Source organism: Nocardioides hwasunensis, assembly GCF_014779665.1.
Lineage (GTDB): Bacteria > Actinomycetota > Actinomycetes > Propionibacteriales > Nocardioidaceae > Nocardioides > Nocardioides hwasunensis.
The window spans coordinates 235,390-248,140 of record NZ_JACXYY010000004.1; the positions used below are offsets into that span (position 1 = coordinate 235,390).

10 protein-coding genes are annotated in these 12,751 nt (G+C 70.1%); 6 read left to right on the forward strand and 4 right to left on the reverse strand.

Annotation, left to right across the window (positions count from 1 at the left end; all coding sequences use genetic code 11):
• Positions 1 to 3: 3 nt before the first annotated feature.
• Genes IEZ25_RS11045 through IEZ25_RS11055 form a run of 3 tightly spaced genes read right to left on the reverse strand, consistent with a single transcriptional unit; the run spans position 4 to position 3,673 of the window.
• The gene (locus IEZ25_RS11045) at positions 4 to 1,080 is read right to left on the reverse strand and encodes an ABC transporter permease (RefSeq protein ID WP_191199476.1); all 1,077 of its coding nucleotides are present in this window, start codon (positions 1,078 to 1,080) and stop codon (positions 4 to 6) included.
• Positions 1,077 to 2,159: an ABC transporter permease gene (locus IEZ25_RS11050; RefSeq protein WP_191199477.1), complete on the reverse strand. Its 1,083-nt coding sequence runs from the start codon at positions 2,157 to 2,159 to the stop codon at positions 1,077 to 1,079. The genes IEZ25_RS11045 and IEZ25_RS11050 overlap by 4 nt, the downstream gene beginning before the upstream one ends.
• Positions 2,156 to 3,673 carry a sugar ABC transporter ATP-binding protein gene (locus IEZ25_RS11055; protein ID WP_191199478.1) on the reverse strand — a complete coding sequence of 506 codons (1,518 nt, stop codon included), beginning with the start codon at positions 3,671 to 3,673 and terminating at the stop codon, positions 2,156 to 2,158. The genes IEZ25_RS11050 and IEZ25_RS11055 overlap by 4 nt, the downstream gene beginning before the upstream one ends.
• Before the next feature lie 159 nt (positions 3,674 to 3,832).
• Between IEZ25_RS11055 and IEZ25_RS11060 the strand changes: the two genes are divergently transcribed.
• Entirely contained in the window at positions 3,833 to 4,873 is a 1,041-nt protein-coding gene (locus IEZ25_RS11060; protein WP_191199479.1) for a LacI family DNA-binding transcriptional regulator, read from the forward strand.
• A 33-nt stretch (positions 4,874 to 4,906) separates the two neighbouring features.
• On the opposite strand, the gene IEZ25_RS11065 is transcribed toward IEZ25_RS11060, so the two are convergent.
• Positions 4,907 to 5,590 carry an HAD family hydrolase gene (locus tag IEZ25_RS11065; protein ID WP_191199480.1) on the reverse strand — a complete coding sequence of 228 codons (684 nt, stop codon included), beginning with the start codon at positions 5,588 to 5,590 and terminating at the stop codon, positions 4,907 to 4,909.
• A 489-nt stretch (positions 5,591 to 6,079) separates the two neighbouring features.
• Here IEZ25_RS11065 and IEZ25_RS11070 point away from each other — a divergent pair, with 489 nt between their 5' ends.
• The 5 genes from IEZ25_RS11070 to nagA all read left to right on the forward strand — a co-directional run bounded on the left by IEZ25_RS11070 (position 6,080) and on the right by nagA (position 12,739).
• On the forward strand, positions 6,080 to 7,240 hold the full coding sequence (locus IEZ25_RS11070; protein WP_191199481.1) for a glycosyltransferase: 1,161 nt from the start codon (positions 6,080 to 6,082) through the stop codon (positions 7,238 to 7,240).
• A gap of 149 nt (positions 7,241 to 7,389) precedes the next feature.
• Positions 7,390 to 9,435 (forward strand): peptidase domain-containing ABC transporter, encoded by a 2,046-nt coding sequence (locus tag IEZ25_RS11075; protein WP_318152201.1) that lies wholly within the window; start codon positions 7,390 to 7,392, stop codon positions 9,433 to 9,435.
• On the forward strand, positions 9,432 to 10,691 hold the full coding sequence (locus IEZ25_RS11080) for a glycosyltransferase family protein (protein ID WP_191199483.1): 1,260 nt from the start codon (positions 9,432 to 9,434) through the stop codon (positions 10,689 to 10,691). The genes IEZ25_RS11075 and IEZ25_RS11080 overlap by 4 nt, the downstream gene beginning before the upstream one ends.
• A gap of 184 nt (positions 10,692 to 10,875) precedes the next feature.
• Positions 10,876 to 11,607 (forward strand): GntR family transcriptional regulator, encoded by a 732-nt coding sequence (locus IEZ25_RS22245; RefSeq protein WP_318152179.1) that lies wholly within the window; start codon positions 10,876 to 10,878, stop codon positions 11,605 to 11,607.
• A gap of 1 nt (position 11,608) precedes the next feature.
• A complete protein-coding gene (gene nagA, locus IEZ25_RS11090; protein WP_191199485.1) occupies positions 11,609 to 12,739 on the forward strand; it encodes an N-acetylglucosamine-6-phosphate deacetylase in 1,131 nt (376 codons plus the stop codon).
• Positions 12,740 to 12,751 lie beyond the last annotated feature (12 nt).

The following is a 12,751-nucleotide window of genomic DNA, read 5'->3' on the forward strand; positions in this document are numbered from 1 at the left end:
GTCTCAGACGTCGGCGGTCGCCGCGTCCTTGTCGGGGCGCGGCTCCGCAGGAGCCGCCGATGCCTTGCGGGGCAGCCGCGAGCCGGCCCACCCAAGGACGCTGGGAAGGATCACCGAGGCCACCAGGAGCAGGCCGACGATGATGTTGGTGACGTTGACCGTCACGCTCTCCAGACGCAGGGCGCTGGAGATCACGCCGATGAGCACGACGCCGGCGAGCACGCCGTGGAGCCTGCCGCGGCCGCCGAAGATCGACACGCCGCCGAGCAGCACGGCGGCGATGACCTGCAGCTCGTAGCCGGTGGCGTTGTCGCCGCGGGCCGAGCCGTAGCGCAGGGTGAAGTAGATGCCGGCGAGCGCGGACACGACTCCGGAGAGCAGGAAGAGCACCATCTTGGTGCGGGCGACGTTGACGCCGGTGAAGTGCGCAGCCTCGTCGTTGAGCCCGATCTCGTAGACACCGCGGCCGAAGGTCGAGAAGTGCAGCAGCACGACGAAGCCGATGGCGAGGACGACGAACGGGATCATCACGAGCGGGATGCGGGACTCGCCGATGGTGCCGGTGGCCAGGCTGGACCAGTCGTCCGGGAAGTCGGTGATCGCCGTGGTGCCCAGCAGCCCGACCGCGATCCCGCGGAACAGCGCGAGAGTCCCGATCGTGACCGCCAGCGAGGGCAGACCCACGTAGGCGATCAGGAAGCCGTTGAGCGCGCCGCAGGCCAGGCCGGCGAGGAGCGCGAGCAGCGCCGCGGTCGGGATGGACATGCCGGCGTCGTGGAGGACGCCGAGCAGCACGCTGCTCAGGCCCATGATGCTGGCCACCGACAGGTCGATCTCACCGGTGATGATCACGAGGGTCATCGGGAGCGCGATCAGCAGGATGGGCGCGATGTCCTGGAGCAGGAACTTCATCGTCAGCGGGCCGTCGAAGTTGGGCACGTTGGCCAGCGAGTAGAGGATCACCGCGGCCGTGAGGACGATGACCGCGGTCTCGCGGGTCAGCAGCCAGCGCTTCCACAGCGGGGCCGAGTAGGCGGCGTATGTGCGTGCCGGAGCAGTCGGGGTGGCCGTGGCGCTCATGAGTGGTCCCTCGATTCTGCGAGCTTGCGGGCTTGTCGGCGGGCCAGGACGCGGTCGAGGACGATCGCGCCGAGGATCAGGACGCCGACGACGGCGCGCTGCCAGAAGTCCTCGATGCCGAGGCTGGGCAGGGCCCGGTTGATGGTGACGAGGAGGAAGGCTCCGATGGCCGCACCCCACACGGTGCCGCTGCCACCGAAGATGGCGATGCCACCGATGACCGCCGCGGCGACGGCCTGGAGCTCGATGCCGGACCCGACGCCGGAGCTCACCGTGCCGTAACGGGCGGTGTAGAGGACGCCGGCCAGACCCGCCAGGGCGCCGCTCAGCACGAACGCGGCGAGCAACCGACGGCGTACGGCCAGGCCGTAGAGGTGCGCCGCGTCGGGGTCGGAGCCGATGGCGTAGAGCTCGCGGCCACCCCGGGCGGTGTGGAGGTAGTAGCCGACCACGGCCAGCACGACGACGGCGATGATCGTGAGCACCGGGATGCTCAGGATCGTCTTGGTGCCGAGGCTGAGGAAGTCGCGCGGCATGTCGCCGGCGTTGATCCGGTCGCTCCCGGCCCAGGTGAGCATGATGCCGCGGTAGATGTAGAGCGTGCCGAGCGTGATCACCAGGGCGGGCACGCCCGCGTAGGCCACGAGCACGCCGTTGACCAGGCCGAGCACCGCACCCATCGCGAGACACGCGAGGACGACCACGATGATCGGGATGTTGGGCTGGTCCACGAACAACCGGCCGGTGAGGTACGCCGTCAGGGCCATCGTCGAGCCGACCGAGAGGTCGACGTTGCGGGTGATGATGACGACCGCCTGCCCGACCGCGAGGAGCAGCAGGATCGACGGGTTCAGCAGGAAGTTGCGCCAGCCGTCGGAGCTGAAGAGGAAGCCGTTGTTCTTCGTCGTGGCCAGCACGACGACCGCGACCAGCACCAAGAAGATGGACAGCTCGCGCGAGCGGAGGACCGTCGTCAGCGCCCGCCGCGTGGGCGAGAGCCGGCTGGGCTCCACGAGCAGCGCCTCGCTGGTCGAGGTCCCCGCGCCCGGCTGGGGCCGCTCGATGTCGGTGTGGCTCATCGCACGTCCTCCAGGTGGTGGGTGGCCGCGTGCATGACGGCCTCGGGGGTGGCCTCGGCGCGGTCGAGCTCGGCGGTGATCTGGCCCTCGCACAGGACGAGCACGCGATCGGCCATGCCGAGCACCTCGGGCAGCTCGGAGGAGATCATCAAGATCGCGAGCCCCTGGCCGGCGAGCTCGGAGAGCAGCCGGTGCACCTCGGACTTGGTGCCGACGTCGATGCCGCGGGTCGGCTCGTCGATGATCAGCAGCTTCGGGTTGGTCGCCAGCCACTTGGCGATGACGACCTTCTGCTGGTTGCCCCCACTCATGGTGGCGGCGTTCATGTCGAGGGCGTTGGTCTTCACCTCGAGGCGTCCGGCCCACGGGCCGGCGGCCTTGTTCTCCATCGAGCCGGTGATGAGTCCGGCCCTGGCGATGCCGTTGCGGATGACCGCGGCCACGTTGCGGGTCACGGAGGCGTCGATGACCAGGCCCTGCTTGCGGCGGTCCTCGGGGATGAACGCCATCCCGGCGCGGATCGCCGCTCGAGGATCGCGAGCGCGGACGGCCTTGCCCGACAGCGTGACCGAGCCGGAGTCGTAGGCGTCGACGCCGAACACGGCGCGGGCGATCTCACTGCGTCCAGCACCGACGAGCCCGGCCAGGCCGACGATCTCGCCGGCACGGACCTCGAAGTCGATGTCGTGGAAGACGCCGGCCCGGTTGAGGCCCCGCACCTCCAGCACCGGCTCGCCGACCTCGGCAGCGACCTTCGGGAAGAGGTCGTCGACGTCGCGGCCCACCATGAGCGAGACCAGGTCGGAAGGGGTGGTCTCGTCGATGCGACGGGTGTCGATGTAGGAGCCGTCGCGCATCACGGTGACGGTGTCGCAGAGCTCGAAGACCTCGTCGAAGCGGTGGGAGATGAAGACCAGGGCGCGACCCTCGTCGCGCAGGCTCCGGGCGACCGCGAAGAGTCGCTCGACCTCGACACCGCTCAACGCCGCCGTCGGCTCGTCCATGACGAGCAGGCGCGCGTCGAGCGAGATCGCCTTGGCGATCTCGATGATCTGCTGGTCGGCGATGGAGAGGCCCTCGGCCGGTCGGCGCGGGTCGATCCGCACGCCCAGGCGCCGGAACAGGCCCTCGGCCTCGGTGTGCATCGCCTGGCGGTCGATGCGACGCCCGCGGGCCAGCGGCTGACGGCCCATGAAGATGTTCTCGGTCACCGAGAGATCGGGGAAGAGCGTCGGCTCCTGGTAGATCACCGCGACGCCCGACTGCTTGGAGTCAGCCGTGGAGCCGAAGTCGACGGCCTCGCCGCCGAGCTCGAAGACGCCCGAGTCGCGTCGGTGGACTCCGGCGACGACCTTGACGAGGGTGGACTTCCCTGCGCCGTTCTCACCGATGAGCGCGTGGATCGAACCCGCGTCGACGGACAGGCTGCCGGACCGCAGGGCCACCACGGGTCCGAACGACTTGGAGACGTCACGCAGCACGAGCACCGGTGCGGCGGTGTTGCTGGTGGACATGTGCCTCTTTCGCTGAAGACGGTTGAAAGGTTTCAGGTCTGGACGAAGGTAGGTGGCGGTGGTCACATCCGTCAAGCGTCGGCGGAAAGTTTCTTGTGACGTTTCATTCAGACTTTCGTTGGTCTAGTCTCCGTAGGTCCGTCCGATCCGAGGAGCCTGATGTCCACCACCAGCCGCACCTTGCCGAACGGTCGCCGGCCCTCGGTCAAGGACGTCGCCGAGCTCGCGCAGGTGTCCCTCGGCACCGTGAGCAACGTGCTCAACCGGCCTGCCCGCGTGAGCACCGGCACGCGCGAGCGAGTCGAGAAGGCGATGTCGGACCTCGGGTTCGTGCTCAACGAGTCCGCGCGCCAGCTCCGCATGGGCCGTAGCAACACCTTCGCCTACGTCATGCTCGATGCGACCAACCCCTTCTTCAACGACGTGGGACGCGGCATCGAGCTGGCGGCCGAGGAGGCGGACCTGTCGCTCTTCCTCTGCAACAGCGACGGGCGCAGCGCTCGCGAGGCCGCCCACCTCGAGCACCTCCAGCAGCAGCGCGTCGACGGCATTCTCATCACTCCGGTCGACCCCGACGAGCCCCAGCTCCGGCGCATCGTGCAGCAGGGCACGCCACTGGTGATCGTGGACCGCGCCAACACCAGCGGCCAGTTCTGCTCCGTCACCGTCGACGACAGGCTCGGCGGACGAGTCGCCATCGAGCACCTCGTCGACCGCGGCCACACGCGCGTGGCCTACGTCGGCGGTCCGTCGACCATGGGCCAGGTCAGGGACCGCTACGAGGGCGCGCGAGCCGCCTGGGACGAGGCCGGTCTGGCCGAGTCCGACCTCCTCCACGTCGAGACCACGACGATGTCCGTCGAGGAGGGACGTGTCGCAGGCGAGCGACTCGCGGGCCTGCCCCGGCGCAGTCGCCCCAGCGCGGTCTTCTGCGCCAACGACCTGGTGGCGCTCGGCCTCCTGCAGCAGGTGATCTCGACCGGTCAGCGCGTCCCGGAGGACCTGGCCATCGTGGGCTACGACGACATCGCCTTCGCCGCCGGGGCAGCCGTTCCCCTGACGTCGGTGCGCCAGCCGCGCCAGGCCCTGGGACGCACGGCGGCCGAGCTGCTCATCGAGGAGACCACCGAACCGGACCACGAGCACCAGCAGGTGGAGTTCACCCCCGAGCTGATCGCCCGGACGTCCACGCTGGGCTGAGGCGGTCGTCGTCCTGCTCGGGGAGACGGCAGGTCAGTCGGCCAGCAGCGCGAGAAGCGGCCGTGCGTCGACGTGCACCTCGACCGCGCCGGCGGCGGTGAGCTCGTCGGGAGCATGTGTCGTCGCGATCCCGTGCACACGTCGTACGCCGGCGGCGACGGCTGCGCGGATGCCGGCCGGCGAGTCCTCGGCCGCGACGGCAGCGGCGGGGTCGGCGCCCAGCCTCTCGCAGGCGAGCGCGAAGCCCTCGGGGTCCGGCTTGCCCGCCGTCACGTCGAGCGCGGTCACCACGAGGTCGACGTCGTCGAGGCCCAGCCCGAGGGAGCCGAGCGAGCGCTCGACCCAGGCCGGGCCGGCCGACGTCACGATGGCGACCGGTGTGCGGCCCGAGCGGGCCGTGAGGATCAGCTCACGTGCCCCCGGCACGGGCTCGGGGTCCTCGTCCGGCACGTGCTCGAGGATCTCGTCGAGCACCGCCTGCGGGTCCAGCCCCGACCACGGACCAGGCTCGGTGGCCAGGACGTCGAGCGCCCGACGACCGGTGAAGATCGTCAGGTCGGGGACGTCCCAGCCCTTCTGCGCGAAGTAGACCCGGTAGCCCTCACGGTGCAGCGGCTCGGAGTTCACCAGCGTGCCGTCGAGGTCGAGCAGGAGCGCCGAGACGGGCGCGCCATCACCGCGGGACGCCGGAGGTCCTGAGGGCGAGGGCAGAGTCACCCGGGCAGCCTAGGCTGGCCTGCCCGGGTGCTCACCGCTCGACTCGTCGCCCTCGGTCCTCGACTCTCAAGATTCCGAGCGCCTGTTGCGTCGCTCCTCGCGAGCGTCGTTAACTGGGTGTGTCGTGGGAGATTCCTTCGACAAACCAACACGAAAGAGTGATTCACCATGTCCCGGGAGTTCCTGCTTCAGGAAATCATCGACAAGGACAAGTTGAGCGAGATTCGTGGAGGGAGCTGGATCGACGACCTCCGCACCTGGTACTACCGGTATGGGCCGAAGTGTGGCTCTGCCGGGCTGACCGGGATCGGGACCACAGCGTGGATGGGACGGATGACGGCGTACGCCATCGACCATTCCAATCCGACCCCGCCCCGGCAGCCGTGCGGAACGTGCGTGTGCCAGTAGCAGTGTCGTCGTGACGAGCTCAACCCCGGGTGGCCGTGCCTCGCACGGCCACCCGGGTCTTTCTTTCCCTAGGAGATGCCGATGACGTCGTACGACGTCTTTGCCGCCACCGACGATGTGCTCGAGGCGCTCTCGGTCCTACGTGCCACGACCCTGCTCGACCCCGCCTTCGCCGACCGAGAGCCAATGTCCGCCACCTCACCTGTCATGGTCACCTTCGCCATCTTGACCCATGACGCTGAGAAGACAGTGGAGCGATGCGTGCAGAGCATCCCGGAAGACGCGTCGATCCTCGTGGTGGACAGCGAGTCACATGACCGCACGTGCGACCTCGTGGCCAGGGTCCGGCCGCTCGCCAGAGTGGTGACCCGGGAGTGGACCCACGACTTCTCGCAGGCGCGCAATGCGGCCCTGGACCTCGTCCCGGCTGGCTGGGTCTTCTACATCGACGCCGACGAGTTCCTCCTGCCGGGTCACGCAGATCGCGTGCGCACTGCGGCGCAGCTGCTCGAGCGTCATCCGGCACGCGACGCGATGCGCTGCGGCGTGGCCGTGCTCGACCGGACCGCTGGGATCACGCCGTTTCTCCCTCGGATGGTGCGTGCGGCTGGTGAGGTGCGCTGGGCGAATCCACTGCACGAGGACCTGGTGCACGCCAGCCCGGATGCGGCCGTCCTCGACATCGCCTTGGACGTCACCGTCGCCCACGACGGGTACACCCGAGACGGAGCGGCCCGCGCCGAGCGGAACCGTCGGATCATCGCGGACTGGCAGACTCGTGAACCCGCCGCGGGCAGGGCGCACGCCGCGCTGGCCCAAGAGCTGGTCGGTGAGGACCAGGACCGCGATCGCGCTCACCACCTCCGGGCCGCCCTCGCCGACACCCGTCTCAACACGCATGAGCAACGCGGGGCGCTGTTCTCACTCCTGGTCAACGAGCTCCTGTCCGGTGGAGCGGTCGCCCTCCTCGCCGCGCTCGAGGAGCACGCCAACATCGAGCCGGGCCTCGAGGAGCTGCTGCTGAAGGCCCGCGCGCTGATGATCCTCCACGACCAGGAACTGCCGCGCACCCGGTCGGCGATTGCCGAGCTGCTGCTGTCAGCGCCCGATGCCGGCGACCCAGAGGATGACGTCACAGGCAGGGCCGTCGACGCACTGGTGGCGCTCTCCGAGCTGATGGGCGAGGACACCGCCGGCCTCGAGTCGCTTCGTCCGCACAGCGCCGGGACGGACGCATCGTGACCCAGCGTTCGACCAGGGAGTCCCTCGATCCCGTGCCCGTGGACGACCGCTCCACCTCCGACGCCACTCGACCCACGGACGTCACCGGTCCGGGCGCCAGCCCCGGGAGCGGTGTCCGGCGTCCGCGCGCGCTGCGCAAGGCCCATCACGTGCAGCAGCGAGTGGCCACCGATTGCGGCGTCGCCGCTCTCGCTTCGGCGATGAGCTGCTACGGGGTCCGCCGTTCGGTGGGTCGTATGTGGCAGCTCTACGGTCGCTCCAACACAGCGATGTCGCTGCTCGAGCTTCAGCAGGTTGCCGCCGCCAACGGCTTCACGGCCCGGTGCTTCGAGTTCGAGCGCCTCGCCGAGGTGAGCTCGTCCTACTTTCCCGCGGTCGTGCACCTCGAGCAGAGCGGAGGGCACTTCGTCACGATCGATCGGCGCATCGGCGCATGGGTGCGGTGCTCCGATCCTGCCGAGACCCAGTCCTGGGTGCGCCACGACCGTCTGGCGACATCCGGGTACCTCATGACCGTGGAGCCGTCAGGCTCCGACGAGATCGCCTCCGACCCCTCAGGGGCGTCCATCCTCGCCCGGTTGCTCCGCGGCGCGCGTGGCCGGTTGGTGGTGATCGCGCTGCTGTCGATCGTCGCGACGATCGCCGGACTGGCAGTCTCACAGTTCGTCCGGGTCCTGGTCGACCTGGTGACGGCGGAGGCCGCCGACCTGGCAACGCTGCTGGTCCTCGGCGCGGGCACGGTCGTCGTCTCCGCCCTCGGCACGGCGGCCAGCTATGCCTCCATGCGGCGAGCGTTCACCAGCTCCGTCGGCATGGAGCGCGACCTGGCCGTCGGGTACGCCGACACCGTGGTCTCGCTGCGCGGCACCGCCTTCAGGTCCTACTCCCCCGGTGACCTGATGGCACGTTTCTCCGACCTGTCGGAGATGCGCGCGTTCGTCCACGACTCCCTTCTGTCGGGAATCCTCAGCTCGATCACGTTCCTCGGTGCCTCGCTCGTCCTGGGGCTGCAGAGCCCGCTGCTCGCGCTCATGTGCATGACCGGGGTGGCGGTCGTCGCTGCGGCGCGCTGGTGGGGTGGACGCCGGATCGAGGGTCTTCAGAGACGCTCGGCCGCCGCCGAGAGCCAACTGACCCAAGCCATGGTCGAGATGGTCGAGGGATCGGTGTCGAATCGCGGCAGCGCGTGGCGCGACTACCAGACGCCTCGACTGGCGTCTGCCTTCGACGGGTTGATCACCCGCACCCGCCGGGTCTTCCTGTCCTCCTCGATGCTCGAGACCGCGGCGGGGCTGGCTGGCACCGTGATCCTCGTCGTGTGCATGGTGGTCGCCGCCCTGCAGGTGCAGTCGGGCGCCCTCACCCTGGGGTCGCTCGCGTCGCTGGCAGTGCTGCTTCCGATGATGAGCACGGCGGCCTTCACCCTGGTCGGGTTGCAGCAGGACGTCCAGCGCGCCACTGTCAGCGCCGAGCGCATCGAGGAGATCTCGTTCGCGACCGCCCGATCCGCCGAGTCATCACCCGAGCGCACGGTTGACGGTGTCCGTGACTCCGGGGCGGGTGAGCACGTCATCCACCTGCGTGACGTCGAGGTCCGCGCCGCAGGAGCCCGTCTGGCGCACCTGCCGGAGCTCTGGATCGATCGCGGAGAGGTGGTCGGGCTCCGAGGGCCGAACGGATCGGGCAAGTCCACCATCTGCAGGGTCCTGGCGGGCATGGAGGACGAGTGGTCCGGCGAGGTGTGGATCGACGGCGAGGCGATGCATGACGTCGAGTCCCCGGACTGGGAGCGACACGTCGGCTACGTCCCGGACTCGGTGGTCGTCACCGCCGACACCCTCGTCGGCAACATCGGTTTCGGACGTGAAGTCCCTCGACTCGACGAGATCTGCACGGCCGTGGGTCTGGGAACCCTGGCCGGGCGACTTCCTCTCGGCTACGCCACCCCGATCGGTCCGCCGCACGTGCGGCTCTCCGGCGGCGAGGGCCAGCGTCTGGGCATTGCGCGCGCGCTGGCTGGCCGACCGACCGTTCTGGTGCTCGACGAGGCCACGCGCATGCTCGACGTGCAGACCCAGCGCCGGATCGTGGACACCATCGTGGAGCGCGACCTGTGCGACGCGGTCCTTCTCGTCTCGCACAGCGAGTCCCTGGAGTCGCTGGTGTCGCGGGTGGTCGAGATGGAGGTCACGTGAGCGACCGGTCATGGGATCTCGCGGCCGTCCACGCTCTTCTGCGCGACACCGACGACGACGAGGAGCGGCGACGACTCCTGAACCGTGTGGACGTGCTGACATCCATCGTCCGGCCGGACGTCCTGCGACGAACCGCCGACCACGACGACCCGGCCGTCGACGTCGCCCAGGACGTGCCGGTGACGTACGCCGTGCTCGCACCGGCCGACGGTCCCGACCTGCGGCGCTGCTTGGCCTCCCTGCCTTCCGGCAGCGCCAGACTCGTGGTGGACACGAGTGCCAGCACCGCCGGGCCGACGGCTGACCACCTAGGTCCTGCCACCGATGACGTTCAGGTCACCCGCTTCGAGTGGTGCGACGATTTCGCCGCTGCCCGCAACCATGCCGTGGACGTCATCGGGCGTGGCTGGGTCGTCTTCGTCGATGTCGACGAGGTGCTGATGCCGACCTGCGCAGCACGGCTCCCCTTGATCCTCCAGCATCTGTCGGCACACCCCGGATCCCATGCCCTCGCGGCCTCGCTGCGTGTCTGGGACGGCGGTACGGGAAAGCCGGCACGGATCGGTCGCATCCTCCGTGCCGACGGTGACGTGCGATATCGCGGTGCAGTGCACGAGGAGCTCGTGCGGACAGCAAGCGCGCCCATAGTGGTCGACCTCGACTGCGACGTGCTGCACACGGGGTACCGCGGGGTCGCGGGCGAGGATCGGTTGCTGAGGAATCTCGCCATCCTCGACCGCGTCATCGCCGAGGGCGACGGGCGGGCCAAGGACCACTTCTACCGTGCGCGTGACGGCGAGCGGCTGCGCGATCCGGCTGAGGTCGAGTCCGATCTGCTCGCCGCCATCGCCGCGCCGGACGAGCACATCGCGTTCCAGGGCGATCCCCGAGGAGCAGCGCTCCAGCGGCTCGTGCAGGCCGCGCTCGATGCCGGGGACACCGAGCGCGCCGAGGAGCTGATCGCGCAGGGCTCTGACCATCTCGGTGGTCGTCGTTCGAGCGCCCTTTCGTCACTCGTCGCGCGTCACGAGCTTGAGTCGGCCGCCACGCGGTTGCGCTCTGCCGCGGCAAGCGCACTGCTGGTGGTAACCGAACCCGTCGAGGTCTCGCGACACCTTGATGCGCTGGCGATGACGTCGCTCGTCCTCGGCGACGTCGACACACTTCAGCACATCGTCAACGGCGAGCTCGGAGGCACGGAGCCGCCGCACCTGGCACGGCTGCTGAGCGCTCTTGACGCGCGGCCCATCCCCTGAGCAGCGGCAGACCGCGACCACACAGCCACTGAACGAGCCTTGGCACGGCGGCCGTGGGGGAGTCTCGGCGACCTTGACATCCTCGCCCGGTGCAACGACCCTCAACGTGGTACGTACCACTGCGTACCACCCGGCATCGAAGCACCGGTCGAGGACGACGGAGGCGCAGGACGAGATGGCCCGCATGATGGACGATGGCCCTCGACCCAAGCACGTCCAGCTCAGCGACGTGCTGGTCGAGCTCGCGTCCCGCGACCTCGAGCCCGGCGCGGCGATCCCCTCCGAGCGTGAGTTGATGGCCGCATACGGCGTCTCGCGCGCCACGGTGCGCAAGGCGATCGACGGTCTCGCAGCGGACGGACTGCTCCACCGGCTCCAGGGCAAGGGGACCTTCGTCACGCGACCCAGGATCGAGAGCCGCCTGCATCTGGCGTCGTTCTCCGCCGACATGCGTCGCCGTGGCCACGTCCCGTCCAGCCGGATGATGCTCGTCGACGAGGAGCGTCCTCCAGCGGAGATCGCGCGCGCACTTGGCCTGGGGGGCGGCGGCACAGCGTGGCGGGTCGAACGCGTCCGGCTGGCTGACGGTCAGCCCATGGCCATCGAGCAGGGCTGGTACCCCACGGCCGTGCTCCCCGACCTCGACACCAAGGACCTCTCCGGTTCCCTCTACACGCTTTTCGCCGATCGCTACGACGTGGTCATCGACGCAGCCGAGCAGACGGTGTGGGGCGAGTGCGCCGAGGGAGTCATCGCCCGACGACTTGAGACACCGGCTCACACCCCGCTGCTCGTCTTCCGTCGCGTGTCCAGCGCGGCCGGCCGACAGGTGGAGTACGTGGTGTCTCGCTACCGCGGCGACCGGTACCAGGTGCACATGAGCCTCAGCGCCGAGTCGCAGGACAACAGGGCCTGACGTGCTCCTGACCGCAGCACAGGTGGTCACCCCGGCGCGGATCCTCGCGCCGGGGTGGCTCCTCCTCGAGGGCGACCGCATCGTCGAGGTCGGCGAGGGCGTGCCACCGCGCTCCCCCGACCGCGACCTCGGCGCGGCCACCGTCGTCCCCGGCTTCATCGACCTCCACGTGCACGGCGGAGGTGGCGCGTCGTTCGACACCGGTACGGCAGACGCCGCCGCCGTGGTGGCGGACGCCCACCTCGCGCACGGCACGACGTCGATGGCCGCGAGCCTGGTCACCGACACTCCGCAGCGGATGGCCGATGCCGTGCGCGAGCTCGCCCTGCTCGTCCAGGACGGCCGCCTCACGGGCATCCACCTCGAGGGCCCGTGGCTGAGCCCGCGTCGCTCGGGTGCGCACCAACCCGGTGCGCTGGCCGTGCCCGAGCCGGCCGCCGTCGAGACGTTGCTCGACGCCGGCGACGGTGCTGTCCGGATGGTCACCCTCGCGCCCGAGCTGCCCGGCGGCATCGACGCCGTACGCCTCCTCACCGACCGCGGCGTGGTCGCCGCGATCGGGCACACCGACGCGACCTACGACGAGTCACGGACGGCGATCGACGCCGGCGCCCGGCTCGGCACCCACCTCTTCAACGCGATGCGCCCGCTCCACCACCGTGATCCCGGGCCGGTCGGAGCGCTCCTCGACTCCCCCGTCGACGTCGAGCTCATCGCCGACGGCGTGCACCTGCACCCTGCGGTCCTGCGCACCGTCTTCGCCGCGAAGCCCGGTCGCTGCGTGCTCGTCACCGACGCGATGGCGGCCGCCGGCGCACCCGACGGCGACTACGAGCTCGGACCGATGGCGATCGAGGTCCGCGAGGGCGTCGCCCGCCTCGCCGCCGACGACGGTCAGGGTGCCATCGCCGGCTCGACGCTGACGATGGACGCCGCGGTGCGCTACGCCGTACGCACCGCAGGGCTGCCGCTGCTCGACGTCGTCCACGCCGCCACCACGGCGCCGGCCGGCGTCTGGGGCCTGGCCGATGTCGGCGCGATCGAGGCCGGACGCCGCGCGGACCTGGTGGTGCTCGACGACGAGCTCGAGGTGGTCCGGGTGATGCGCGCGGGAGCCTGGGTCGGCCGCTGAGGCACTGCCCGG

Bases quoted from the DNA above. Each gene is read 5' to 3' on its own strand.
- IEZ25_RS11045 (WP_191199476.1), bottom strand. From the start codon at position 1,080: ATGAGCGCCACGGCCACCCCGACTGCTCCGGCACGCACATACGCCGCC.
- IEZ25_RS11050 (WP_191199477.1), bottom strand. From the start codon at position 2,159: ATGAGCCACACCGACATCGAGCGGCCCCAGCCGGGCGCGGGGACCTCG.
- IEZ25_RS11055 (WP_191199478.1), bottom strand. From the start codon at position 3,673: ATGTCCACCAGCAACACCGCCGCACCGGTGCTCGTGCTGCGTGACGTC.
- IEZ25_RS11060 (WP_191199479.1), top strand. From the start codon at position 3,833: ATGTCCACCACCAGCCGCACCTTGCCGAACGGTCGCCGGCCCTCGGTC.
- IEZ25_RS11070 (WP_191199481.1), top strand. From the start codon at position 6,080: ATGACGTCGTACGACGTCTTTGCCGCCACCGACGATGTGCTCGAGGCG.
- IEZ25_RS22245 (WP_318152179.1), top strand. From the start codon at position 10,876: ATGATGGACGATGGCCCTCGACCCAAGCACGTCCAGCTCAGCGACGTG.